This is a genomic window from Escherichia sp. MOD1-EC5495, from assembly GCF_002965965.1.
Taxonomy (GTDB): domain Bacteria; phylum Pseudomonadota; class Gammaproteobacteria; order Enterobacterales; family Enterobacteriaceae; genus Escherichia; species Escherichia ruysiae.
Genome location: NZ_PTRI01000018.1, coordinates 53,354 through 79,853, shown reverse-complemented (window position 1 = coordinate 79,853; position 26,500 = coordinate 53,354). Strand labels below are relative to the sequence as shown.

21 protein-coding genes and 2 pseudogenes are annotated in these 26,500 nt (G+C 50.3%); 15 read left to right on the top strand and 8 right to left on the bottom strand.

Features of this window, described 5'->3' with window-relative positions; all coding sequences use genetic code 11:
- Positions 1-7: 7 nt before the first annotated feature.
- On the bottom strand, positions 8-2,764 hold the full coding sequence (barA, locus tag BEG40_RS15580) for a two-component sensor histidine kinase BarA (RefSeq protein WP_000186460.1): 2,757 nt from the start codon (positions 2,762-2,764) through the stop codon (positions 8-10).
- 56 nt (positions 2,765-2,820) lie between these two features.
- Here barA and rlmD point away from each other — a divergent pair, with 56 nt between their 5' ends.
- The 5 genes from rlmD (at position 2,821) to eno (ending at position 10,542) form a co-directional block, all read left to right on the top strand.
- The gene (gene rlmD, locus BEG40_RS15575) at positions 2,821-4,122 is read left to right on the top strand and encodes a 23S rRNA (uracil(1939)-C(5))-methyltransferase RlmD (RefSeq protein WP_105285701.1); all 1,302 of its coding nucleotides are present in this window, start codon (positions 2,821-2,823) and stop codon (positions 4,120-4,122) included.
- Positions 4,123-4,169: 47 nt separating this feature from the next.
- Positions 4,170-6,404, top strand: coding sequence for a GTP diphosphokinase (relA, locus tag BEG40_RS15570; RefSeq protein ID WP_105285700.1), 2,235 nt, complete (start codon positions 4,170-4,172; stop codon positions 6,402-6,404).
- Between the two features lie 95 nt (positions 6,405-6,499).
- Entirely contained in the window at positions 6,500-7,291 is a 792-nt protein-coding gene (gene mazG / locus BEG40_RS15565; RefSeq protein WP_105285699.1) for a nucleoside triphosphate pyrophosphohydrolase, read from the top strand.
- A 227-nt stretch (positions 7,292-7,518) separates the two neighbouring features.
- Positions 7,519-9,156: a glutamine hydrolyzing CTP synthase gene (gene pyrG / locus BEG40_RS15560; protein WP_000210857.1), complete on the top strand. Its 1,638-nt coding sequence runs from the start codon at positions 7,519-7,521 to the stop codon at positions 9,154-9,156.
- A gap of 87 nt (positions 9,157-9,243) precedes the next feature.
- Complete coding sequence (gene eno / locus BEG40_RS15555; protein WP_000036723.1) at positions 9,244-10,542, top strand: phosphopyruvate hydratase; 1,299 nt, start codon at positions 9,244-9,246, stop codon at positions 10,540-10,542.
- A gap of 59 nt (positions 10,543-10,601) precedes the next feature.
- On the opposite strand, the gene BEG40_RS15550 is transcribed toward eno, so the two are convergent.
- Genes BEG40_RS15550 through BEG40_RS15535 form a run of 4 tightly spaced genes read right to left on the bottom strand, consistent with a single transcriptional unit; the run spans position 10,602 to position 14,176 of the window.
- Positions 10,602-11,504, bottom strand: coding sequence for a TPM domain-containing protein (locus BEG40_RS15550; RefSeq protein ID WP_123058473.1), 903 nt, complete (start codon positions 11,502-11,504; stop codon positions 10,602-10,604).
- Positions 11,501-12,649 (bottom strand): TPM domain-containing protein, encoded by a 1,149-nt coding sequence (locus BEG40_RS15545; protein WP_105285697.1) that lies wholly within the window; start codon positions 12,647-12,649, stop codon positions 11,501-11,503. Before BEG40_RS15545 ends, BEG40_RS15550 begins: the two co-directional genes overlap by 4 nt.
- A gap of 14 nt (positions 12,650-12,663) precedes the next feature.
- The gene (locus tag BEG40_RS15540; protein WP_105285696.1) at positions 12,664-13,560 is read right to left on the bottom strand and encodes a TPM domain-containing protein; all 897 of its coding nucleotides are present in this window, start codon (positions 13,558-13,560) and stop codon (positions 12,664-12,666) included.
- A 13-nt stretch (positions 13,561-13,573) separates the two neighbouring features.
- Complete coding sequence (locus BEG40_RS15535; protein ID WP_000944220.1) at positions 13,574-14,176, bottom strand: LemA family protein; 603 nt, start codon at positions 14,174-14,176, stop codon at positions 13,574-13,576.
- Positions 14,177-14,349: 173 nt separating this feature from the next.
- On the opposite strand from BEG40_RS15535, the gene queE reads away from it, so the two are divergent.
- Entirely contained in the window at positions 14,350-15,021 is a 672-nt protein-coding gene (gene queE / locus BEG40_RS15530; RefSeq protein WP_001199968.1) for a 7-carboxy-7-deazaguanine synthase QueE, read from the top strand.
- Positions 15,022-15,495: 474 nt separating this feature from the next.
- On the opposite strand, the pseudogene BEG40_RS15525 reads toward queE, so the two are convergent.
- Positions 15,496-15,780 (bottom strand): annotated as a pseudogene (locus BEG40_RS15525) (FGGY-family carbohydrate kinase); the annotation flags it as partial.
- Between the two features lie 70 nt (positions 15,781-15,850).
- A complete protein-coding gene (gene queD, locus BEG40_RS15520; RefSeq protein WP_016159619.1) occupies positions 15,851-16,216 on the bottom strand; it encodes a 6-carboxytetrahydropterin synthase QueD in 366 nt (121 codons plus the stop codon).
- Between the two features lie 315 nt (positions 16,217-16,531).
- On the opposite strand from queD, the gene cysJ reads away from it, so the two are divergent.
- The 4 genes and pseudogenes from cysJ to BEG40_RS15495 all read left to right on the top strand — a co-directional run bounded on the left by cysJ (position 16,532) and on the right by BEG40_RS15495 (position 21,263).
- Positions 16,532-18,331, top strand: coding sequence for an NADPH-dependent assimilatory sulfite reductase flavoprotein subunit (gene cysJ / locus BEG40_RS15515; RefSeq protein ID WP_105285695.1), 1,800 nt, complete (start codon positions 16,532-16,534; stop codon positions 18,329-18,331).
- Positions 18,331-20,043, top strand: a complete 1,713-nt coding sequence (gene cysI / locus BEG40_RS15510) for an assimilatory sulfite reductase (NADPH) hemoprotein subunit (protein WP_001290644.1) — start codon at positions 18,331-18,333, stop codon at positions 20,041-20,043. Before cysJ ends, cysI begins: the two co-directional genes overlap by 1 nt.
- Positions 20,044-20,112: 69 nt before the next feature.
- Positions 20,113-20,847, top strand: coding sequence for a phosphoadenosine phosphosulfate reductase (gene cysH / locus BEG40_RS15505; protein ID WP_000088608.1), 735 nt, complete (start codon positions 20,113-20,115; stop codon positions 20,845-20,847).
- 264 nt (positions 20,848-21,111) lie between these two features.
- A pseudogene (locus BEG40_RS15495) lies at positions 21,112-21,263 on the top strand (Hok/Gef family protein).
- 123 nt (positions 21,264-21,386) lie between these two features.
- On the opposite strand, the gene iap reads toward BEG40_RS15495, so the two are convergent.
- Positions 21,387-22,424: an alkaline phosphatase isozyme conversion aminopeptidase gene (gene iap / locus BEG40_RS15490; RefSeq protein ID WP_105285694.1), complete on the bottom strand. Its 1,038-nt coding sequence runs from the start codon at positions 22,422-22,424 to the stop codon at positions 21,387-21,389.
- A gap of 250 nt (positions 22,425-22,674) precedes the next feature.
- Here iap and cysD point away from each other — a divergent pair, with 250 nt between their 5' ends.
- The 5 genes from cysD to ftsB all read left to right on the top strand — a co-directional run bounded on the left by cysD (position 22,675) and on the right by ftsB (position 26,495).
- The gene (gene cysD, locus BEG40_RS15485) at positions 22,675-23,583 is read left to right on the top strand and encodes a sulfate adenylyltransferase subunit CysD (protein ID WP_000372392.1); all 909 of its coding nucleotides are present in this window, start codon (positions 22,675-22,677) and stop codon (positions 23,581-23,583) included.
- 1 nt (position 23,584) lies between these two features.
- The gene (gene cysN / locus BEG40_RS15480; protein WP_105285693.1) at positions 23,585-25,012 is read left to right on the top strand and encodes a sulfate adenylyltransferase subunit CysN; all 1,428 of its coding nucleotides are present in this window, start codon (positions 23,585-23,587) and stop codon (positions 25,010-25,012) included.
- Positions 25,012-25,617, top strand: a complete 606-nt coding sequence (gene cysC, locus BEG40_RS15475) for an adenylyl-sulfate kinase (protein ID WP_105285708.1) — start codon at positions 25,012-25,014, stop codon at positions 25,615-25,617. The genes cysN and cysC overlap by 1 nt, the downstream gene beginning before the upstream one ends.
- Positions 25,618-25,666: 49 nt before the next feature.
- A complete protein-coding gene (locus tag BEG40_RS15470) occupies positions 25,667-25,990 on the top strand; it encodes a DUF3561 family protein (RefSeq protein WP_001246115.1) in 324 nt (107 codons plus the stop codon).
- A 193-nt stretch (positions 25,991-26,183) separates the two neighbouring features.
- Positions 26,184-26,495 (top strand): cell division protein FtsB, encoded by a 312-nt coding sequence (gene ftsB, locus BEG40_RS15465; RefSeq protein ID WP_000517479.1) that lies wholly within the window; start codon positions 26,184-26,186, stop codon positions 26,493-26,495.
- Positions 26,496-26,500: the final 5 nt, after the last annotated feature.

Sequence of the window (26,500 nt, the reverse complement as noted above, 5' to 3'; positions counted from 1 at the left end):
ATATTAATTATCCGAGAATTTTGCTGGCTTCGCGCGCCACATTATCCATCTCGTCTAACAGTTCCAGTAGCTCCGGCTCCAGATCTTCTTCTTTAGTACCGCTGCGTAGCTGTTGTTCGATGAGCTGGCAGAGATTCTTCATACGTGGTACGCCACTATAGCCACAACTGCCATGTAGTTTATGAATCAAATCAACCAGACCTTCCGGGTTTTCTCCAACCAGTTGTTCCTCAACTTTGTTGCGAACTTCTGGCAGGAAATCGAGCAACATTTGCAGCATATCGCGCGCCAGATCGGTTTTTCCTGCGGCCTGTCGCAGTGCCAGTTGCCAGTCGAGAGTCGCATTCTGGTTCACCACAATTTCGTTCACTTCTGGCGTTACGACGCGAGAGGAAATACCGCTGCCAGGCTTGTAGCGCAACAGCAAATTATGCAATCGCTCTTCCTCAATCGGTTTCGCCAGATAATCGCTCATTCCCGCGCCAAGCAGTTTCTCTTTTTGCCCTGCCATCGCATGTGCCGTTACCGCGATAACCGGCGTTTGCTGCTGATGTGGGAGCTGGTGGATGAGTTCGCACGCCCGAATGCCGTCCATGTCCGGCATTTGAATATCCATTAAGATCAAATCGAACGGCATCTGTTTCGCGCGTTCAACCGCCTGATGCCCGCTATCGCAAAGCTCCACATGTTGCACCATATCTTCCAGCAACGCGCCGATAAGTTTCAGGTTCGCGGGGTTATCATCAACCGCCATGACTGTCATTGCCAGCTTACTTTCATCGGTAACAGGCAAAAGTGTGTTTTGTTTTTGATGACAAAATTCCGTCAGGGCAGGCAACAGGCGCGTAGGTGTTAAGGGTTTCAGCAGACACGCGCCGATACCATCTTGCTTGAGTTTTTCGGCATTGACCTGTGCATGGCAAGGAAGCGCCAGCATCAGGAAATCGGTCATCGACACCGCTTGCGCCAACCGCTCATGTTGCATTGTTAACGGCTCGCGGAAGGTCACCGCGATGCCTAACAACATCATGTCGTAATGCGCGGGAGGCAGCGCGGAGAACGTTGGGCTATAAACCACTTCCAGCGGCGTTTCACTTAAAATATCCAGCGTGCATTGCGCTGCTGCGGAGTTTGGTTCGACATAGGCCAGACGCTTACCGGCGAGGCACTGGGTGGATGGCCCTTCGATGATAATATTCGGGTTCAGATCAAGATTAATATGGAACCAGAAAGTTGAACCGCGATTCGGCTGGCTATGGAACGAAATATCGCCGCCCATTTCATTAACCAGTTTCTGTGTGATCACCAGCCCCAACCCGGTGCCACCATGGCGGCGGGAAATACTGGCATCAGCCTGTCTGAAGGCCTGGAATAAGCGCGATTGATCGCGTTCAGGAATACCAATGCCGGTATCTCGAATCTGCACTTCAATCTGCACCTTGGTATTACTCAGCGCACGTTTTTCTACCAGAATATCAATGTTGCCATTCTCGGTGAATTTAATCGCATTCCCCACCAGGTTAGTGATGATTTGCTGTAAACGCAGTGGGTCGCCAATTACGTTATCGGGCACGTCGCTCTTAATATTGAGCGTTAATTCCAGCCCTTTATCGTGAGAAGAATGTGCCAGCAGGGTAACGACTTCATCCAGCGTGCTACGCAATGGGAACGGAATACTTTCCAGAATCAGCTTGCCCGCTTCCAGTTTCGAGAAGTCGAGAACATCATTAATAATTGCCAGCAAATTATTTGCCGAGCGTTCAATGGTATTCAGGTGATCGCGCTGCGTTGGTGTTAATTCTGTTTTCAGGGTCAGGCGGGTAAAGCCAATAACGCCATTCAGCGGTGTACGCAGCTCGTGTGACATATTTGCCAGAAACTCGGACTTAATACGCGCCGCTTCCTGGGCGCGCTTTTTCGCCAGATCCAACTCAACGTTCTGAATTTCCATCTGCTCCAGCGTTTCCCGCAGATCGGAAGTCGCCTGGTCGATATTGTGCTGCATCTCTTCGTGATAAGCTGCCAGCGACATTGCCATCGAGTTGATACCGTTTTTCAGCATATCCAGCTCGCCGAGCATAAATCCTTCCACCCGGCTGTCGAGTTGCCCACGACGGATGCGGTCGACGGTATTCACCATGTTACGAATTGGGCCGGTTACATCGCGCATTAAGCGCCAGCCAAAAATAAGCGCAATACCGATACAAAACAGCATCATCACGCTGGAAATAAAGATCTCTTTATATTGCTGCAAGCGAACTGATTTGAGATCCAGCTCAAGCGCAATATATCCCAGCATATTCTGGCTATTTTTGGCATCGCTACTGGGCGATTCGTCGGGAGAATAACTCTCGGAAATAATCGGTGTGCGCAGGATCATAATATCGCCGTCACGTGTAACAGTGAGCTGGCGAGGAAACGGCACGTTGCTGCCGAGCTGCATTGATGAAGGATCAAGATGAAAATTGGAGGTGACAAAAAGTCGGTTATTTTCATCATAAACCGAAATCGCGCGAACAATATCGGAATGGCGACGATGCAGTACGCTTATTAACTGACCGATAGATTCGCGATTTTGCAGGCTCATGCCATATTCAGTAGAAACGGCAAGTGGCTCAATAATGCTGGCACCGGCATCTTCCAGTTGACGCTGCAAGTCGTTATAGCGGTGTACGACGAAAAAGATACTCAGCAATAAACCAATAAGGACGGTCGGTGCCAGGATCAGAATCATCATGCGTGCGCGCAGGCTGTAGTTGGTCATGGAGTTCCGTTATGGGACAATTAAGGTCACACTGTTAAATTGAGAAAGTCTCGCCAATGGCGCAATTCTACTCTGCAAAACGACGCACGACGACGCGTCAGATCATAACCGTTTCAGTCAACGACCTCGACTCTTTTGGTCAGGGCGTGGCGCGACATAACGGCAAAACGTTATTTATCCCCGGGCTATTGCCGCAGGAAAACGCGGAAGTGACTGTTACTGAAGATAAAAAACAGTATGCCCGCGCTAAAGTCGTACGGCGGTTAAGCGACAGCCCGGAACGCGAAACGCCACGCTGCCCTCATTTTGGCGTATGCGGTGGCTGTCAGCAACAACACGCCAGCGTGGATTTACAGCAGCGCAGCAAAAGTGCGGCGCTCGCCCGGTTAATGAAACACGACGTCTCTGAAGTGATCGCCGACGTCCCCTGGGGCTATCGGCGCCGTGCGCGTTTAAGTCTGAACTTTCAGCCGAAAACACAACAGCTCCAGATGGGATTTCGCAAAGCGGGTTCCAGTGACATTGTTGATGTTAAACAATGCCCTGTTTTAGTGCCCCAACTTGAAGCATTGCTGCCCAAAGTCAGAGCATGTCTGACGAGCTTACAGGGAATGCGCCACCTTGGGCATGTTGAACTGGTGCAGGCAACCAGCGGCACGCTGATGATTTTGCGCCATACCGCACCGCTAAGTTCGGCAGATCGCGAAAAACTGGAATGCTTTTCGCATTCTGAAGGCCTGGATCTGTATCTCGCCCCCGATAGTGAGATACTCGAAACGGTCTCTGGTGAGATGCCCTGGTATGACTCAAACGGGTTGCGCTTAACTTTTAGCCCGCGTGATTTTATTCAGGTCAACGCGGGCGTGAACCAGAAAATGGTGGCGCGCGCGCTGGAGTGGCTGGATGTGCAACCTGACGAGCGCGTGCTGGATCTGTTCTGCGGCATGGGCAATTTTACGCTGCCGTTAACCACTCGTGCGGCAAACGTGGTGGGCGTAGAAGGTGTTCCGGCACTGGTGGAAAAAGGCCAGCAGAATGCGCGTCTTAATGGCTTACAAAATGTGACGTTTTATCACGAAAATCTTGAAGAAGATGTCACAAAGCAGCCGTGGGCGAAAAGCGGCTTCGATAAAGTGTTGCTGGACCCAGCGCGAGCAGGTGCCGCAGGTGTTATGCAACAAATTATAAAACTGGAACCCATTCGTATAGTTTATGTATCCTGTAACCCTGCAACGCTGGCTCGGGATAGCGAAGCGTTATTAAAAGCAGGATATACCATTGCGCGACTGGCGATGCTGGATATGTTCCCACACACGGGGCATCTGGAATCGATGGTACTTTTCTCGCGCGTAAAATAGTTACGATTTGCTGATTTCGGCAGGTCTGGTCCCTAAAGGAGAGGACGATGGTTGCGGTAAGAAGTGCACATATCAATAAGGCTGGTGAATTTGATCCGCAAAAATGGATCGCAAGTCTGGGTATTACCAGCCAGAAGTCGTGTGAGTGCTTAGCCGAAACCTGGGCGTATTGTCTGCAGCAGACGCAGGGGCATCCGGATGCCAGTCTGCTATTGTGGCGTGGTGTTGAGATGGTGGAGATCCTCTCGACATTAAGTATGGACATTGACACGCTGCGGGCGGCGCTGCTGTTCCCTCTGGCGGATGCCAACGTAGTCAGCGAAGATGTGCTGCGTGAGAGCGTCGGTAAGTCGGTCGTCAACCTTATTCACGGCGTGCGAGATATGGCGGCGATCCGCCAGCTGAAAGCGACGCACACCGATTCTGTTTCCTCTGAACAGGTCGATAACGTTCGCCGGATGTTATTGGCGATGGTCGATGATTTTCGCTGTGTGGTCATCAAACTGGCTGAGCGTATTGCTCATCTGCGCGAAGTGAAAGACGCGCCGGAAGATGAACGCGTACTGGCAGCAAAAGAGTGCACCAATATCTATGCGCCGCTGGCGAACCGTCTCGGGATCGGGCAACTGAAATGGGAACTGGAAGATTACTGCTTCCGTTATCTCCACCCGACCGAATACAAACGCATTGCAAAACTGCTGCATGAGCGCCGTCTCGACCGCGAACACTACATTGAAGAGTTTGTCGGTCATCTGCGTGCAGAGATGAAAGCTGAAGGCGTTAAAGCTGAAGTGTATGGCCGCCCGAAACACATCTACAGCATCTGGCGCAAAATGCAGAAAAAGAACCTTGCCTTTGACGAGCTGTTTGATGTCCGTGCAGTACGTATCGTCGCCGAGCGTTTACAGGACTGCTACGCCGCGTTGGGGATAGTGCACACTCACTATCGCCACCTGCCGGATGAGTTCGACGATTACGTCGCTAACCCGAAACCAAACGGCTACCAGTCTATTCATACCGTGGTGCTTGGGCCGGGCGGCAAAACCGTTGAGATCCAAATCCGCACCAAACAGATGCATGAAGATGCAGAGTTGGGCGTTGCTGCGCACTGGAAATATAAAGAGGGCGCGGCTGCTGGCGGCGCGCGTTCGGGACATGAAGACCGGATTGCCTGGCTGCGTAAACTGATTGCGTGGCAGGAAGAGATGGCCGATTCCGGCGAAATGCTCGATGAAGTACGCAGCCAGGTCTTTGACGACCGGGTGTACGTCTTTACGCCGAAAGGTGATGTGGTTGATTTACCTGCGGGCTCAACGCCGCTGGACTTCGCGTACCACATCCACAGTGATGTCGGGCACCGCTGCATCGGGGCAAAAATTGGCGGGCGTATCGTGCCGTTCACCTACCAGTTGCAGATGGGCGACCAGATCGAAATTATCACCCAGAAACAGCCGAACCCCAGCCGTGACTGGTTAAACCCAAACCTCGGCTACGTCACAACCAGCCGTGGGCGTTCGAAAATTCACGCCTGGTTCCGTAAACAGGATCGTGACAAAAACATTCTGGCAGGACGGCAAATCCTTGACGACGAGCTGGAACATCTGGGGATCAGCCTGAAAGAAGCAGAAAAACATCTGCTGCCGCGTTACAACTTCAATGATGTCGACGAGTTGCTGGCGGCGATTGGTGGCGGGGATATCCGTCTCAATCAGATGGTCAACTTCCTGCAATCGCAATTTAATAAGCCGAGTGCCGAAGAGCAGGACGCCGCCGCGCTGAAGCAGCTTCAGCAAAAAAGCTACATACCGCAAAACCGCAGTAAAGATAACGGTCGCGTGGTAGTCGAAGGTGTCGGCAACCTGATGCACCATATCGCGCGCTGCTGCCAGCCGATTCCTGGCGATGAGATTGTCGGCTTCATTACCCAGGGACGTGGTATCTCAGTACACCGCGCCGATTGCGAACAACTGGCGGAACTGCGCTCCCATGCGCCGGAACGCATTGTTGACGCTGTATGGGGCGAGAGCTACTCCGCCGGGTATTCGCTGGTGGTTCGTGTGCTGGCGAATGATCGTAGCGGGTTGTTACGTGATATCACGACCATTCTCGCCAACGAGAAGGTGAACGTGCTTGGCGTTGCCAGCCGTAGCGATACCAAACAGCAACTGGCGACCATCGACATGACCATTGAAATTTACAACTTGCAGGTGCTGGGGCGCGTGCTGGGTAAACTCAATCAGGTGCCGGATGTTATCGATGCGCGTCGGTTGCACGGGAATTAATCTTACATAGCTGGATATGGCGTCAGCCGTATCCAGCGATATCTTTTACTCGAAGGTATTACACCTGACAGACCCGCAATTTTCAGGACATTCCAATGAATCAAATCGACCGTTTGCTCACTATTATGCAGCGTCTTCGCGACCCGGAAAACGGCTGCCCGTGGGATAAAGAGCAGACTTTCGCCTCTATTGCACCTTATACCCTTGAAGAAACCTACGAAGTGCTGGATGCCATTGCCCGCGAAGACTTTGACGATCTGCGCGGTGAACTTGGCGATCTATTGTTCCAGGTGGTGTTTTACGCGCAAATGGCTCAGGAAGAAGGGCGCTTTGACTTTAATGATATTTGCGCTGCAATCAGCGATAAATTAGAGCGTCGACATCCACATGTTTTTGCTGACAGTTCTGCCGAAAACAGCAGTGAAGTGCTCGTCCGTTGGGAGCAAATCAAAACCGAAGAACGCGCGCAGAAAGCGCAGCATTCGGCGCTGGACGATATTCCTCGTAGTTTACCGGCCTTAATGCGTGCGCAAAAAATTCAGAAACGTTGCGCCAACGTTGGCTTTGACTGGACGACGCTTGGCTCGGTGGTCGATAAAGTTTATGAAGAGATCGACGAGGTGATGTACGAGGCGCGGCAGGCTGTTGTCGACCAGGCTAAACTGGAGGAGGAAATGGGTGACCTGTTGTTTGCCACGGTCAATCTGGCTCGCCATTTAGGGACAAAAGCAGAAATTGCATTGCAAAAAGCGAACGAAAAATTCGAGCGTCGTTTTCGCGAAGTGGAGCGTATTGTTGCCGCGCGTGGACTGGAAATGACAGGTGTTGACCTCGAAACAATGGAAGAAGTCTGGCAACAGGTAAAACGGCAGGAAATTGATCTCTAAGGGAATTACGCGGTCAAGCGCGATTTGTGTCATTTTTTAAATGACAAGCGATTGATTTGCGTCAAAAACATTTACCCCAAAGGGGCTATTTTCTCACTCCTGATTTCAATAGTGCGCTGGCGAAGAGGAGGGATAATGAAAGTTTGTGGCACAGGTCATGTTCGGGTATACTGCTTTCCCGTCCTGGTTATTCCATCGTCTTTTCAACCTAACTTCTCAGGTTCAGCATGACAACGAACTATATTTTTGTGACCGGCGGGGTCGTATCCTCTCTGGGTAAAGGCATTGCCGCAGCCTCCCTCGCAGCCATTCTTGAAGCCCGTGGCCTCAATGTGACCATCATGAAACTGGATCCGTACATCAACGTCGATCCAGGTACTATGAGCCCAATCCAACACGGGGAAGTGTTCGTTACTGAAGACGGCGCTGAAACCGACCTGGACCTGGGGCACTACGAGCGTTTCATTCGTACTAAAATGAGCCGCCGTAACAACTTCACCACGGGTCGTATCTACTCTGACGTTCTGCGTAAAGAACGCCGTGGCGACTATCTAGGCGCAACCGTACAGGTTATCCCACACATTACTAACGCTATCAAAGAACGCGTTCTTGCTGGTGGCGAAGGCCACGACGTGGTTCTGGTAGAAATCGGCGGTACTGTAGGTGATATTGAATCCCTGCCGTTCCTCGAAGCGATTCGCCAGTTGGCTGTTGAAATTGGCCGCGAACATACTCTGTTTATGCACTTGACGCTGGTGCCGTACATGGCAGCGTCTGGTGAAGTCAAAACTAAACCGACTCAGCACTCTGTAAAAGAACTGCTCTCTATCGGTATCCAGCCTGACATCCTGATTTGTCGTTCAGATCGCGCCGTACCGGCAAACGAACGTGCGAAGATTGCATTGTTCTGTAATGTTCCGGAAAAAGCGGTTATTTCTCTGAAAGACGTCGATTCCATCTATAAAATTCCGGGCCTGTTGAAATCTCAGGGGCTGGACGATTATATTTGTAAACGATTCAGCTTGAACTGCCCGGAAGCGGATCTGTCCGAATGGGAACAGGTTATCTTTGAAGAAGCGAATCCGGTGAGCGAAGTTACCATCGGTATGGTCGGTAAGTACATTGAACTGCCGGACGCTTATAAATCCGTGATTGAAGCACTGAAACACGGTGGGCTGAAAAATCGTGTCAGTGTCAACATTAAACTGATCGATTCACAAGATGTTGAAACGCGCGGTGTTGAAATCCTTAAAGGTCTGGACGCGATCCTCGTACCTGGTGGTTTCGGCTATCGTGGCGTAGAAGGCATGATTACTACCGCGCGCTTTGCGCGTGAGAACAATATTCCTTATCTGGGCATTTGCCTGGGTATGCAGGTGGCGTTAATTGATTACGCTCGCCATGTTGCCAACATGGAGAACGCCAACTCTACGGAATTTGTGCCAGACTGTAAGTACCCGGTTGTGGCGCTGATTACCGAGTGGCGCGATGAAAACGGCAACGTTGAAGTTCGTAGCGAGAAGAGCGATCTCGGTGGCACCATGCGTCTCGGCGCACAGCAGTGCCAGTTGGTTGACGATAGTCTGGTTCGCCAGCTGTACAATGCGCCGACAATTGTTGAGCGTCATCGTCACCGTTACGAAGTCAACAACATGCTGTTGAAACAGATTGAAGATGCAGGTCTGCGCGTTGCGGGCCGTTCCGGGGATGATCAGTTGGTCGAGATCATCGAAGTTCCGAATCACCCGTGGTTCGTGGCTTGTCAGTTCCATCCGGAGTTTACTTCTACTCCACGTGATGGTCACCCGCTGTTTGCCGGCTTTGTGAAAGCCGCCAGCGAGTTCCAGAAACGTCAGGCGAAGTAAGTAAAAAAGTTAGAACGGCAACGCGTACCCAGGGTACGCGTTGTTTGTCTGGAGTTTTAGTTTAACTAGTGACTTGAGGAAACCCTAATGTCCAAAATCGTAAAAATCATCGGTCGTGAAATCATCGACTCCCGTGGTAACCCGACTGTTGAAGCCGAAGTACACCTGGAGGGTGGTTTCGTCGGTATGGCAGCTGCTCCGTCAGGTGCTTCTACTGGTTCCCGTGAAGCACTGGAACTGCGCGATGGCGACAAATCCCGTTTCCTGGGCAAAGGCGTAACCAAAGCTGTTGCTGCGGTTAACGGCCCGATCGCTCAGGCGCTGATTGGCAAAGATGCCAAAGATCAGGCTGGCATTGACAAGATCATGATCGACCTGGACGGCACCGAAAACAAATCCAAATTCGGCGCGAACGCAATCCTGGCTGTATCTCTGGCTAACGCCAAAGCTGCTGCAGCTGCTAAAGGTATGCCGCTGTACGAGCACATTGCTGAACTGAACGGTACTCCGGGCAAATACTCCATGCCGGTTCCGATGATGAACATCATCAACGGTGGTGAGCACGCTGACAACAACGTCGATATCCAGGAATTCATGATTCAGCCGGTTGGCGCGAAAACTGTGAAAGAAGCCATCCGCATGGGTTCTGAAGTTTTCCATCACCTGGCAAAAGTTCTGAAAGCGAAAGGCATGAACACTGCTGTTGGTGACGAAGGTGGCTATGCGCCGAACTTGGGTTCCAACGCTGAAGCTCTGGCTGTAATCGCTGAAGCTGTTAAAGCTGCTGGTTATGAACTGGGCAAAGACATCACTCTGGCGATGGACTGCGCAGCTTCTGAATTCTACAAAGACGGTAAATACGTTCTGGCTGGCGAAGGCAACAAAGCGTTCACCTCTGAAGAATTTACTCACTTCCTGGAAGAACTGACCAAACAGTACCCGATCGTTTCTATCGAAGACGGTCTGGACGAATCTGACTGGGACGGTTTCGCATACCAGACCAAAGTTCTGGGCGACAAAATCCAGCTGGTTGGTGACGACCTGTTCGTAACCAACACCAAGATCCTGAAAGAAGGTATCGAAAAAGGTATCGCTAACTCCATCCTGATCAAATTCAACCAGATCGGTTCTCTGACCGAAACTCTGGCTGCAATCAAGATGGCGAAAGACGCTGGCTACACTGCAGTAATCTCTCACCGTTCTGGTGAAACTGAAGACGCTACCATCGCTGACCTGGCTGTTGGTACTGCTGCAGGCCAGATCAAAACCGGTTCTATGAGCCGTTCTGACCGTGTTGCTAAATACAACCAGCTGATTCGTATTGAAGAAGCTCTGGGCGAAAAAGCACCGTACAACGGTCGTAAAGAGATCAAAGGCCAGGCATAAGTCTGACTTTATCTGATTTAAAAATGCCAGCCTCCGGGCTGGCATTTTTTATGGTTGAGTTACCAGCGGCCGGACGCGCCGCCACCGCCAGAAGAACCGCCACCTCCGCTAAATCCGCCGCCACTTGAACCTCCACCGGAAGAGGATGAAGAAGAACCTTTTTTTGAAGCTCTTTCTTTACCGAGCTTCTTGTATTTGGCGCGTAACTTTTTATTCACCAGAAGCCAGAAGATAAGCAGCGGTACGATCGCAAAAGGCGTTAACATACCGCAGGCAACGATTAAATTCGTCCATGGTCCTGGCTCGGCAACATAGAGGAATACCATCCCGTAAATTGCGGCAGTGAGGGCAATCCACGGTAGATTTGATGGATCGGTAAAAATAATAAAATACGAAAGTACAGCCAGTAAAATAATGATAGCAATCGATAATGGAATTGGAGTTTTGATACTGTAATGATTTCCGCTGCCTTCTGGCAATTCACCATTCAACAGAAGCGCGCCGATATTTTCGCTGGCCAGTGTTAACCCTCCCATAAGATCATCGTTTTTGAACGCGGGGATCAATATATCACTGATAATCTTTGCCGCTTGCAGGTCGGTAACAACGCCCTCCAGTCCATAGCCAACTTCAATACGGACGGTATGATCTTCCCAGGCGACCAGGAGTAAAATACCATCGTTACGCTGTACATCGCCCAACTTCCAGCTATCAAAAACGCGTGTTGCATATTGTTCAATGGTATCTTCACCAGTGGATGGCACCACTAATATAGCGACCTGCGCCTGCGTATTCTGTGCAATCTTCTGTAACTGCAGTGTCAGAGATTGTTGCTCAGGTGAACTTAATGTATCAGTAAGATCGGTCACCTGTTGGTGTAGTTCCGGTACAGCAATTTGCTGGGCAAACACAGGAACGCACCACAATATGAGTAGAAAAAAGATTAAGCGCATATTGATCACCTGCGTCCGGATGAACCGCCGCCTCCTGAAGATCCGCCCCCGCCACGAAAAGAATTTCTCGACGAAGAGCGAGAATGAGCAGCACTACTCTCCGTTTTTTTGTTATTTTTTGCACTGGAACCCAGTTTAAGATTGCCGGTAAATATAGCCACAATGATCAGCAGAACGATGCCAGCAATGGTTATTGGCCCGATAAAATAATCAGTCAGCCCGATAATTGTTGATATCAATGCCATATCTTTATTACTGGCGAAAACCAGGCACCATCCCACAACAATTATCAGCAGCACGACAAACAATGAATTTCGTCCTGACTTAGGATGTTGCAGAGGCGTATTTTGTTTTATTGCTTTGGTGTTTTTATTCTTTGGTGCCAGCATCATGGAGAATGCGCGGCTCATATGAAAAAACACCATCAGGCGCCGCCAGCATTTGGCAGTAAACAATAAACTTATGCATACTAAAGATATTCGCCGAATGATGACATCATCACGAAAGAAGCAAAACCAAACGACGGGGGTTGCCAGTGAAATAAGCCATATTACAGGTCCAGGATTATCGATGAAGCGCCAGACGGCGGCAATAATGGCGATCATCAGCAATGTCCAGGCAAGACATGGCAGTGAGCGTTGCGGATTAGCAAACAGATGATTGGCTAAAGCATCCAGTGGACTAAGGTTCGCTTTGGTATGGGTAAACAGAGCTATGCCTTCAACTCCCTGCGTTAATCCGGCGAAGAGATTGTTTTTTTCAAACTCTGATTGCATACGGTAACGAACAATTTGCGAAGCTTGTTCTGGTGGCAACATTTCTTCCAGTCCATGTCCAATCTTCATTGACGCCCGCCCTTCCGGCCAAACGACGAGAATTAAGATACCTTCGCCGTACCGCTTCTCTCCAACGGGTTTCCAGTGATATACCCCGTAGCTCTGCGAGGCTGCAAGTTTAATGTTTTTGCCCCCTGTGGTCGGCGCAACCAACACTGCCACCTGGAAGTGGTTTTGCTGCTCGAGAGTCTGTAATTGTTGAGTTAAAGCTGTTTGTTCTTCTGGCGTTAACGTCCCGGTCAAGTCCGTTACATATGGCACTTGTTCAGCGAATACAGGAAAACCGAATAGCGCCAGAATCAGGATAAAAATACGCATAGCAATTCCTTTCGTTACCAGCGCCCGGAAGCGCCACCGCCACCAGATGAACCGCCGCCACCGCTGAAATTGTCATTGTCGAAAGAAGAGGATGATGATGACGACGAATCTCTGTAGTTAGAATTGCTTCTGGTATGACGTGATGGCTGGTTGGCCTTACGCATTGAATCACGCACTTTTCTGCCGAAAGGGGTAAAGGCGATGGCGACAGCCAGAAATGGTGTGGCGAAGCAGAGTAATGTTGCGAGCACTCCCCAGCTTCCGCTGAAACCGGCAATAGGTAAAACAAAGGCCAGTACAACAGCTGCGAAGCAAATCAATCCCAGCGTTTTGATATATCCCCTGGCGGAAATAAAGGTCAGTACTATCGCCCAGGCCAACAAAGCCCACCAACCGCTAAAGGGTAAAGGGTGATCGGTCGGTGTTATCGTTGCTAAATTATCCTCTGTCAGACGACTTTCAATATCGCTGATTCCCTCTTGCAAACCGCCAGCCAGGTCGCCATTTTTAAATGCTGGAATAATACTGTTGCGAATAATTTGTCCGGACTGTGCATCCGTAATAACGCCTTCCAGCCCGTAACCGATTTCAATACGCACGGTATGATCCTGCCAGGCGACTAACAGCAGAATGCCATCATCGCGGTCTTTATCACCTGGCTTCCAGCTATCGAATACCCGCGTTGCGTACTGTTCGATGGTTTCATCGCCTGTTGTTTCAACCACTAACACGACCAGCTGCGCCTGATTTTTTTGCGTCAGGGCTTTAATCTGGTTGGTCAGGGTGTTTACTTCGTTGTTCGTCAATGTGTCAGTTAAATCATTTACATACTTGGGTATTTCAGGTACTGGAATTTGCGTGGCAAACGCAGATGAACAGAAGAAAGCCATAAGAAAGATAAAATTTCGCATAGGGCTTCTCCGCTTAATGAGCATGAGTATTCTGGCTAAAATCTATTGTTGGGGCTTTACTTACTGCGGCGACATCATCTGGCAAATAATTTTTCTTCGGTGTGTAATCCATTACCTTTGCGGTTAATACAGCGGGGAATTTGCGGATGGTAACATTATATTGTTCAATGGCTTTAATATATCTTCCTCGCGCAACGGCAATTCGGTTTTCACTTCCTTCAAGTTGTACCATCAAATTTTGATAGAGTTCCTGAGCCTTTAATTCAGGATAACGCTCACTAATAATCGTTAGCTGGCCGAGTGTACGTGTCAGCTGCGACTGAGCTTGCTGCCAGGTTTGTAATTTTTGCGCATCTCCCGGAGCTTGCTGAAGATCGCTGCTGGCGCGATTAGCCTGGCTACGCGCCAATGTTACGGCTTCCAACACTTCTTTTTCATGGCTGGAATAACCTTTAATACTGGCGACGAGATTAGGAATAAGGTCGGCGCGACGTTGATACTGATTCAGAACTTCTGACCAGGATGAATTAATCTGCTCGTCATAAGTTTGAATATCGTTATATCCACAACCTGATAAATTGAAAATAAATATAATTACGATGAATATTCTGAGCATGTTTAAATCCCTTTAGTTTAATTCCCCAGGACATAATACGTCGTTTCATTATTTCCTTAATGATCTGATTCACCTTTTTATCTTAAACCCGCATGTAACAGAATGTTAATAAAGCATGAATATTGCGGTAGGATCTGCAATAATTAACAATTATCCACTTTACAGAGAATGCTATGCAGTACCCGATTAACGAGATGTTCCAGACCCTGCAAGGTGAGGGTTACTTTACCGGCGTCCCCGCCATTTTTATTCGTTTACAGGGATGCCCGGTCGGCTGTGCCTGGTGTGATACCAAACACACGTGGGAAAAACTTGAGGATCGGGAAGTTTCTCTTTTCAGCATTTTGGCGAAAACCAAAGAGAGTGATAAGTGGGGGGCAGCGAGCAGTGAAGACTTGCTCGCAGTCATCGGTCGTCAGGGATACACCGCGCGTCACGTGGTGATTACTGGTGGTGAGCCTTGTATTCATGATTTGCTGCCATTGACCGACCTGCTCGAAAAGAATGGTTTTAGCTGCCAGATCGAAACCAGCGGCACTCATGAAGTGCGTTGCACACCGAATACCTGGGTTACCGTGTCGCCAAAAATAAATATGCGTGGCGGCTATGAAGTGTTGTCTCAGGCACTGGAACGAGCCAATGAAATTAAACATCCTGTTGGACGCGTACGGGATATTGAAGCACTGGATGAATTGTTGGCGACGCTGACCGATGATAAACCGCGAGTAATTGCCCTTCAGCCGATTAGCCAGAAGGATGATGCCACGCGTTTGTGTATTGAAACCTGCATTGCGCGGAACTGGCGTTTGTCGATGCAAACGCATAAATATTTGAATATTGCCTGATTAAACATTTATAAGCGTTGAAAATGAGTGGAACCTGTAAATAACTCCACTCATTTATATTCTTTGTCGCCTCTGAAACTACTCCATTTTGCCCATCCTGGACTAATCATTGCCATTCTCTACAAATTCTGTGGCGTTAATTTTTCGCTGGGGTGAAAATTATTGCGGTGAAGTTTGGTAGATTTTAGTTTTTATAGATTTATTTTAAATATTTACCTTTTCAGTCAATGGATTAAGTGCTCTTTAACATAGTAGATGTGTTGTTTGTGTGATCCTGTAAAGTTGGTAGATTGTGACTGGCTTAAAAAATCATTAATTAATAATAGGTTATGTTTAGAGAGTTCCCCGCGCCAGCGGGGATAAACCGTGAATAGTCTTCAGGTCGTCCACGGTGGAATCGAGTTCCCCGCGTCAGCGGGGATAAACCTTTCAGTAGGGTTCAGCCCGGGCAGTTTCCCGCCCGGTCTTCCTTACTTACGCATTCGACCAGCTCTGGATCGAATCCGCACTCCCCAGCTCACCATACATCACTTCATACGATTTTTTCAAAATCACATCGGTGTGTTTGGTTAGGTCTTTGAAAATACCTTTATTCATCGCGTCGTAGCGTTTGGCATTGCACTCAACAGGCATAAAGATATCTTTCACGCGAACCATTTTGTCGATCGCCGTTGCGTAATCCGGATACAGACCCAGACCTACCGCTGTATTAATCGCCGCCCCCAAACTTGCACAGCCGTTAATGGCGTTACGCCGTGCCCCACATATCCAGAGCGCAACACCCTAACATAGCGTTACTTAAGGGAAATTGACCGCCGACACACTCTTATCATTCGCCGCGATAGATGCAACCTGCGGTGCAGGTTTCTTTCACCATAACCGCACTTAACAGCGGAACAACAGGTTTAACCTGATCCCAAATCCATTTTGCTAAAACTTCGCTGGTCGGGTTTTCCAGACCTGGAATATCATTGAGATAATAGTGATCGAGGCGATCATAGGTTGGTTTAAATGCCGCTTTCAGTTCAGCGAAATCGATAATCCAGCCCGTATGCGGATCGACTTCCCCGGTAATTTCCAGGCGCACCATAAAAGAGTGCCCGTGAAGGCGACCACATTTATGCCCTTGTGGGACGTGTGGTAAGCGGTGAGCGGCTTCGAAGGTGAAATCTTTAAATAACGTGGTGGACATCATAATTTCTCTACAGGACGACAAAACGGGCGTAGAGTACCGGAAAGCCTGTTTTTTCGCATTATCTAAAATGGGTTTGTTGCGCAAAATAGCCTAATTATCTTAATGATGGTCAATATTTATTTATTTTTCATTGGGTTAATAAATCTATTTTGTTGTTAAAGACTATTGCTAAAACAGGTTAGTCGATTTGGTTATTAGTTATCGCTATCCCGTCTTTAATCCACACCGTTCGCCCCGTTAACCTTACCTTCTCTTTTGTTTTATGGGCGCAGACAGGGCGCAGAAACAGCTTTGCTTACTGGAACATAACGACGAATGACGACACAGGCCCCACCTTCCGCTTTGCTTCCGCTGAACCCGGAGCAACTGGCTCGCCTCCAGGCAGCCACTACTGATTTGACTCCTACCCAGCTTGCGTGGGTATCCGGCTATTTCTGGGGAATACTTAACCAGCAGCCAGGTACACTTGCAGCTACACCTGCGCCAGGCGCAGAAATGCCGGGTATCACCATCATCTCCGCTTCGCAAACGGGTAATGCTCGCCGGGTAGCTGAAGCGTTACGTGACGACTTATTAACGGCAAAACTGAACGTTAAGCTGGTGAACGCAGGCGACTATAAATTCAAACAAATCGCCAGTGAAAAACTGCTTATCGTGGTGACTTCAACACAAGGGGAAGGGGAACCGCCGGAAGAAGCCGTCGCGCTGCATAAGTTCCTGTTCTCCAAAAAAGCGCCGAAGCTGGAAAATACCGCTTTTGCCGTGTTTAGCCTTGGTGACACCTCTTATGAGTTTTTCTGCCAGTCCGGTAAAGATTTTGACAGCAAGCTGGCGGAACTGGGCGGTGAACGCCTGCTCGACCGTGTTGATGCTGACGTTGAATATCAGGCAGCCGCCAGCGAATGGCGCGCCCGCGTGGTTGATGTTCTGAAGTCCCGCGCGCCTGTTGCGGCTCCTTTGCAATCCGTCGCTACTGGCGCGGTAAATGAAATTCACACCAGCCCATATAGCAAAGAAGCGCCGCTGGTGGCGAGCCTTTCGGTTAACCAGAAAATTACCGGACGCAATTCTGAAAAAGACGTTCGCCATATCGAGATCGATTTAGGTGATTCAGGCCTGCGCTATCAGCCGGGCGACGCGCTGGGCGTCTGGTATCAGAACGATCCCGCACTGGTAAAAGAGATTGTTGAACTGCTGTGGTTGAAAGGCGATGAACCCGTCACCGTTGACGGCAAAACGCTACCGCTGGCAGAAGCCTTACAGTGGCACTTCGAACTGACCGTCAACACCGCGAATATTGTTGAGAACTACGCCACTTTAACGCGCAGTGAAACGCTGCTGCCGCTGGTGGGCGATAAAGCGAAGTTGCAGCATTACGCGGCAACCACGCCAATTGTCGATATGTTGCGTTTCTCTCCGGCACAACTGGACGCTGATGCATTCATCGGTATTTTGCGCCCACTGACGCCGCGCCTGTATTCCATCGCCTCATCGCAGGCGGAAGTCGAGAGCGAAGTGCACGTCACCGTCGGCGTTGTGCGTTATGACGTGGAAGGCCGCGCCCGTGCGGGTGGTGCCTCCAGCTTCCTCGCCGATCGCGTGGAAGAAGAGGGCGAAGTCCGCGTCTTTATCGAACATAACGAAAACTTCCGTTTGCCTGCTAACCCCGAAACTCCGGTGATTATGATTGGCCCCGGTACGGGCATCGCGCCGTTCCGCGCCTTTATGCAGCAGCGCGCCGCCGACGAAGCGCCGGGTAAAAACTGGCTGTTCTTTGGTAATCCGCATTTTACGGAAGATTTCCTCTATCAGGTGGAATGGCAGCGTTACGTCAAAGAAGGCGTGCTGACGCGTATCGATCTCGCCTGGTCGCGCGATCAAAAAGAAAAAATTTACGTACAAGACAAACTGCGCGAACAGGGCGCAGAGCTGTGGCGCTGGATCAATGACGGTGCCCACATTTATGTCTGCGGCGACGCCAATCGCATGGCGAAAGACGTTGAACAGGCACTTCTGGAAGTGATTGCCGAATTTGGTGGCATGGACACCGAAGCGGCGGATGAATTTTTAAGTGAGCTGCGCGTTGAGCGCCGTTATCAGCGAGATGTCTACTAATGAGCGAAAAACATCCAGGGCCTTTAGTGGTCGAAGGTAAACTGGCAGACGCGGAGCGCATGAAGCTTGAGAGCAACTACCTGCGCGGCACGATTGCTGAAGATTTAAACGACGGCCTGACCGGCGGCTTTAAAGGCGACAACTTTCTGCTGATCCGCTTCCACGGTATGTATCAGCAGGATGACCGCGATATCCGCGCTGAGCGTGCCGAGCAGAAGCTGGAACCGCGTCATGCGATGATGCTGCGTTGCCGTCTGCCTGGTGGGGTGATCACCACCAGACAATGGCAGGCGATTGATAAATTTGCTGAAGACAACACGATTTACGGCAGCATTCGTCTGACCAACCGCCAGACGTTCCAGTTCCACGGCATTCTGAAAAAGAACGTTAAGCCGGCACACCAGATGCTGCACTCGGTCGGGCTTGATGCGCTGGCAACCGCCAACGACATGAACCGTAACGTGCTTTGCACCTCGAACCCGTTTGAATCGCAGCTGCACGCGGAAGCGTATGAATGGGCGAAGAAAATTTCTGAGCACCTGCTGCCACGTACTCGTGCATATGCGGAGATTTGGCTCGATCAGGAGAAAGTCGCCACCACTGATGAAGAACCGATCCTCGGTCAGACCTATTTACCGCGTAAGTTTAAAACGACGGTAGTGATCCCGCCGCAGAACGACATTGATCTGCACGCCAATGACATGAACTTTGTGGCAATAGCAGAAAACGGCAAGCTGGTAGGCTTCAATTTGCTGGTGGGCGGTGGGCTGTCTATCGAACACGGTAACAAAAAAACCTACGCCCGCACCGCGAGCGAGTTTGGCTATCTGCCGCTGGAGCATACGCTGGCGGTGGCGGAAGCCGTCGTGACGACTCAGCGTGACTGGGGTAATCGAACCGATCGTAAAAATGCCAAAACCAAATACACGCTGGAACGTGTGGGGGTCGAGACGTTTAAAGCGGAAGTGGAACGTCGTGCGGGGATCAAGTTTGAACCGATCCGTCCGTATGAGTTCACCGGACGCGGCGATCGCATCGGCTGGATTAAAGGTATTGACGACAAATGGCACCTGACGCTGTTTATCGAAAATGGTCGTATTCTCGATTATCCGGGGCGTCCGCTGAAAACGGGGCTGCTGGAGATCGCGAAGATCCACAAAGGCGATTTCCGCATTACGGCGAACCAGAATCTGATCATCGCCGGTGTACCGGAAAGTGAGAAAGCGAAGATTGAGAAGATCGCCAAAGAGAGTGGGTTGATGAATGCCGTCACGCCGCAGCGTGAAAACTCAATGGCCTGTGTCTCTTTCCCGACCTGCCCACTGGCGATGGCGGAAGCTGAACGATTCCTGCCATCGTTTATCGATAACATCGATAATTTAATGGCGAAACATGGCGTCAGCGATGAGCATATCGTGATGCGTGTAACAGGCTGCCCGAACGGTTGTGGTCGCGCGATGCTGGCGGAAGTGGGCCTGGTGGGTAAAGCGCCGGGTCGCTACAACCTGCATCTTGGCGGCAACCGCATTGGGACACGTATCCCACGGATGTATAAAGAAAACATCACCGAGCCGGAAATCCTGGCGTCGCTTGATGAGCTGATAGGGCGCTGGGCGAAAGAGCGCGAAGCGGGTGAAGGCTTCGGCGACTTTACGGTGCGTGCGGGCATCATTCGCCCGGTGCTCGATCCGGCGCGTGATTTGTGGGATTAACGCATCTCCTGACTATTCCCTCTCCTTTTGGGAGAGGGGTAGGGTGAGGGGAAAAGTGCAGAGGTAATTATGTCCAGACTCGATCTAAACGCCCTGAATGACCTGCCGAAGGTAGAGCGTATTCTGGCGCTGGCGGAAACTAACGCCCAACTGGAAAAACTGGACGCTGAAGGCCGCGTTGCCTGGGCGCTGGAAAATCTGCCCGGTGAATATGTGCTCTCTTCCAGTTTCGGCATTCAGGCAGCGGTGAGCCTGCATCTGGTGAACCAGATTCGCCCGGATATTCCGGTGATCCTCACCGATACTGGTTATCTGTTCCCGGAAACCTACCGCTTTATTGATGAGTTAACGGACAAACTCAAACTGAACCTGAAGGTCTACAGGGCAAAAGAAAGCGCCGCCTGGCAGGAAGCGCGCTACGGTAAACTGTGGGAGCAGGGTGTTGATGGCATTGAAAAATACAATGAGATCAACAAAGTCGAACCCATGAACCGGGCGCTGAAAGAGCTGAATGCGCAAACCTGGTTTGCAGGATTACGCCGTGAACAATCTGGCAGCCGCGCCAATTTACCGGTGCTGGCTATCCAGCGTGGCGTATTTAAAGTGCTGCCGATTATAGACTGGGATAACCGAACTATTTATCAGTATCTGCAAAAACATGGCCTGAAATATCACCCATTATGGGACGAAGGATATTTATCGGTCGGTGATACTCATACAACCCGTAAATGGGAACCCGGAATGGCGGAAGAAGAAACGCGTTTCTTTGGCTTAAAAAGGGAATGTGGATTACACGAAGGGTAAACGTTATCCGGATAAATTAAACGCCTCTGTCAGAAATGATGGGGCGTTTTTATTTTGCGAGCAGCATTCCGGCATTTAAACGTGAACGTCGCAGGGAGAATCAACAGGTATAGAATGGTGTCGGGTGCTTGAGGCTGTCTGGCGTTAAGCATTCGCGAGGTTCCAGATGGACAAAAGCCCCAGGCGATATTTCTATCAACCTGAGGCCAGCGTTCGAACCTAAGCAATTCGGATGTTAGTCTCTTCTTTGCAGGGAGGCAAGACATGCTGACAAAATATGCCCTTGTGGCAATCATAGTACTGTGTTTTACAGTACTGGGATTCACGCTGATGGTAGTGACTCGTTGTGTGAGTTGAGTATCAGAGAACGTGGTATGGAGTTTAAGGCAGTTCTCGCTTACGAATCGAAGAAGTAGCCACCACGCGGGGGTAAAACCCCGCGTATTGAATTGTGATGGTTTGGTCTCCTGCACCCTTTTTTACTCTGTTTCAGGTGGCATTGATTTCCTGCAGGCACAGGAATAATCAGTTAAAACCCATCAAGACGCCTTCGCCAGCTCCTTCACCAGCGGTAGCATTATCCGCATTACATCACGGCAGCGGCGTTCTATTCTTCCAGGAAGTGCCTTATCAATATGCTGTTGATTATCCAGTCTTACATCATGCCAGCTGGTTCCCTCAGGGAATGCGGCTGTTTTTGCGCGTTGCTGATAACCGTCTTTATTTCCCAGATTCCAGTTTGTCGCTTCCACCGAAAGTACGGCAATACCGGCTTTGTCGAAAACTTCGGCGTCATTACAACATCCGGTGCCTTTCGGATAATTTTTATTCAAACCCGGATTGGTCGTAGCGGCAATTCCATGACTGCGGGCAATTGCCAGCGCCCTGTCGCGCGTTAATGTCCTTACTGCTTCAGGGGCTTTTACGCCACTGTTGAAATACAATTTATCGCCGACAATTAAGTTATCGAGATTAATCACCAGCAGCGTATTTTTCCTTTCGGTGTCACTCATCCGCTTGAGTAAATTCTCAGCGCCTAATTTCCCTTCCTCTTCGCCACTGGTCGCCACAAAACGAATACCATATTCGGTTGGCGTATTTTTCAGGCGTTCTGCCAGTTCCAGCATGACACCTAAACCTGCGGCGTTATCATCCATTCCTTGTAATGTCAGCCCGCCGAGATTGGCATCGGCGTCAGCATCGCTCTGCGGGGCGTAGGTATCCAGATGCGCCATAATAATGATCTGCTGCGGCGCTTTGCCTTCATGGGCGGCAATCACCGTACTTCCCGTCACGTTATGCCAGTTCTTGCGATTATCGCGGGCGGTATAAATATATCGGCTATTAAATGTCCGAATATCACTGCGATAACCCATTTGCTGAAACTGTTGGCGAATATAATCGGCAGATAACATTTCTGCGGGTGTTCCGGTCATGCGTCCCGGAAAGAAAGTGGCAATATGTCGCGCCTGTGTATTGGCAAAATCACCAGGTTTAGGTGACGAGGCGTGTACGGGGAGAATAAAGCATACGCCGAGCGCCAGGGCAGCGGTACGGTGGCGCAATGCGGAAAACATAGTGAGTCCTTAAATACCATGCAAATTTTTTACCGCCATAGTATGAAACTGCCGCTGCGCTAAAACAATTTCAAATCTTCCTAAATGCCCGAAATCCGGAGCCTTAAGCACTTTTTGATATTAGCTTTGCCAAATCGTTATTCCGTTAAGGAACTACTCATTCTAATTGGTAATTTCATTCGTTCTCTTACGCTCCCTATAGTCGAAACATCTGATGGCAAGAAAATAGCGGTATTGCAAAGGAACGGTTATGGATCAAAAACGACTTACTCACCTGCGGCAACTGGAGGCGGAAAGCATCCACATTATTCGTGAGGTGGCTGCAGAATTCTCAAATCCGGTGATGCTCTACTCTATCGGTAAAGATTCCAGCGTCATGCTGCATCTGGCGCGCAAGGCGTTTTATCCAGGTACGCTGCCTTTCCCATTGCTGCATGTTGATACTGGCTGGAAATTCCGCGAGATGTATGAGTTCCGCGATCGCACGGCTAAAGCCTACGGCTGCGAGTTGCTGGTGCATAAAAATCCGGAAGGCGTGGCAATGGGGATTAATCCATTCGTGCACGGCAGCGCCAAACATACCGACATCATGAAAACTGAAGGTCTGAAGCAGGCACTGAACAAATACGGTTTTGATGCCGCCTTCGGTGGGGCACGCCGTGACGAAGAAAAATCCCGCGCTAAAGAGCGTATCTACTCTTTCCGTGACCGCTTTCATCGTTGGGATCCAAAAAATCAGCGCCCGGAGCTGTGGCACAACTACAACGGGCAGATTAACAAAGGCGAAAGTATCCGCGTCTTCCCGCTTTCCAACTGGACCGAACAGGATATCTGGCAGTACATCTGGCTGGAAAATATCGACATTGTTCCGCTGTATCTCGCCGCTGAACGTCCGGTTCTGGAACGCGACGGTATGTTGATGATGATTGATGACAACCGTATCGACCTGCAACCCGGCGAAGTGATTAAAAAACGGATGGTGCGTTTCCGCACGCTGGGCTGCTGGCCGCTGACCGGCGCGGTGGAGTCAAATGCGCAAACACTGCCGGAGATCATCGAAGAGATGCTGGTTTCCACCACCAGTGAACGTCAGGGCCGCGTGATTGACCGCGACCAGGCAGGGTCTATGGAGCTGAAAAAACGTCAGGGGTATTTTTAAGATGAACACCGCACTTGCACAACAAATCGCCAATGAAGGTGGCGTCGAAGCCTGGATGATCGCGCAACAACATAAAAGCCTGCTGCGTTTTCTGACCTGCGGCAGCGTCGATGATGGCAAAAGTACCCTGATTGGTCGCCTGCTGCACGATACTCGCCAAATCTATGAAGATCAGCTTTCATCACTGCATAACGACAGTAAGCGTCACGGCACCCAGGGCGAAAAACTGGATCTGGCATTGCTGGTGGATGGTCTGCAAGCTGAGCGCGAGCAGGGCATCACCATTGACGTGGCTTACCGCTATTTCTCCACCGAGAAGCGTAAATTTATTATCGCCGACACTCCTGGGCACGAACAGTACACCCGCAATATGGCGACCGGCGCGTCAACATGTGAGCTGGCGATCTTGCTGATCGACGCCCGTAAAGGCGTACTCGATCAAACCCGCCGGCACAGTTTTATCTCTACGCTGTTGGGGATCAAACATCTGGTCGTGGCGATCAACAAAATGGATCTGGTGGATTACCGCGAAGAGACGTTCACCCGCATTCGTGAAGACTACCTGACTTTCGCGGAACAATTACCGGGCAATCTGGATATCCGCTTTGTGCCACTCTCCGCGCTGGAAGGCGATAACGTGGCTTCGCAAAGTGAAAGTATGCCGTGGTACAGCGGTCCGACACTGCTCGAAATGCTGGAAACCGTAGAGATCCAACGAGTGGTGGATGCCCAGCCAATGCGCTTCCCGGTGCAGTACGTTAACCGCCCGAATCTTGATTTTCGTGGCTACGCCGGAACGCTGGCCTCTGGCAGCGTGAAAGTCGGGCAACGTGTCAAAGTGCTCCCCTCTGGCGTGGAGTCAAACATTGCGCGGATCGTTACTTTTGATGGCGATCGCGAAGATGCCTTTGCCGGAGAAGCGATCACTCTGGTGCTGACGGATGAGATCGACATCAGCCGTGGCGATCTGCTGCTGGCGGCAGACGAAGCGTTACCGGCAGTGCAGAGCGCGTCGGTGGATGTGGTATGGATGGCGGAACAGCCGCTTTCCCCGGGCCAGAGTTACGACATCAAAATTGCCGGTAAGAAGACGCGCGCTCGTGTTGATGGCATTCGCTATCAGGTTGATATTAATAACCTTACCCAACGCGAAGTTGAAAACCTGCCGCTGAACGGCATCGGCCTGGTGGAGCTCACCTTCGATGAGCCGTTGGTGTTAGATCGTTATCAGCAAAACCCGGTTACCGGCGGGCTGATTTTTATCGATCGCCTGAGCAACGTGACTGTGGGCGCCGGTATGGTGCATGAGCCGAAAAACGAGGCTGCCGTTGCGCCGTCGGAATTTAGCACGTTCGAGCTGGAACTGAATGCGTTAGTACGCCGCCACTTCCCACACTGGGGTGCGCGCGATTTACTGGGAGGTAAATGATGGCGCTGCATGACGAAAATGTCGTCTGGCATAGCCATCCAGTAACTGTGCAACAACGCGAGCAACACCACGGTCATCGTGGTGTTGTGCTGTGGTTTACCGGCCTCTCCGGTTCAGGGAAATCGACAGTTGCCGGGGCGCTGGAGGAGGCGTTACATAAACTTGGTGTCAGTACGTATTTGCTGGACGGCGACAACGTTCGCCACGGTTTATGCAGCGATCTCGGTTTTAGCGATGCCGATCGTAAAGAAAATATCCGCCGCGTCGGTGAAGTAGCAAATTTAATGGTTGAAGCCGGACTGGTGGTGCTGACTGCGTTTATTTCCCCACATCGCACTGAGCGCCAGATGGTTCGTGAACGTGTAGGAGCAGGTCGATTTATCGAAGTGTTTGTCGATACTCCGCTGGCGATTTGCGAAGCTCGCGATCCAAAAGGCTTGTATAAAAAAGCGCGCACTGGTGAACTGCGTAACTTTACCGGAATAGACTCCGTTTACGAAGCGCCTGAATCGGCAGAAATTCATCTCAATGGTGAACAATTAGTAACAAATTTGGTTCAGCAATTATTAGATCTACTGAGACAGAACGATATTATCAGATCCTGAGACACCACCGGGTTTCCATGCCCGGTTCGTCAAAGTAACAGGATCAGATATGCGTAATAGCCATAACATTACACTAACAAATAGTGAAAGCCTTACTGAGGATGAAGAAACCACATGGTCGCTGCCAGGTGCTGTGGTCGGTTTTGTCTCCTGGCTGTGTGCGCTGGCGATACCGATGTTGATTTATGGCTCTAACACGCTGTTCTTCTTTATCTATACCTGGCCTTTCTTTCTGGCGCTGATGCCCGTCGCGGTGGTGGTGGGTATTGCGCTGCATTCATTGATGGACGGAAAGCTACGCTACAGTATTGTTTTCACCCTGGTGACTGTCGGCATTATGTTTGGTGCTCTGTTTATGTGGTTGCTGGGCTAATTTGTTCTTTCCCGTCTACTCTGTTCATAATTCAAACCGTAACCAATAATGAGATTATGTTCTGCACGCCCTGGGTATACGTAACAATGGACAAATGTGGTACATTTGCCCGCGTTGTCGCGGTATCCCCAACAGAGGATGTAGAGTCGTCTTCGGATGCATGGGATGAAGATGCCGTTTTTCAGGGGGCAGGATGGGTAAACTAACGCTGCTGTTGCTGGCTATTCTGGTCTGGCTACAGTATTCGCTGTGGTTCGGTAAGAACGGTATACATGACTATACCCGCGTCAATAATGATGTGGCGGCACAGCAAGCTACAAACGCAAAACTTAAAGCGCGAAACGATCAGCTTTTTGCCGAAATTGACGATCTCAATGGCGGTCAGGAGGCGCTCGAAGAGCGAGCGCGTAATGAACTCAGCATGACCAGGCCGGGCGAAACTTTTTATCGTCTGGTGCCTGACGCGTCGAAACGCGCACAGTCTGCGGGGCAAAACAATCGATAAATCAG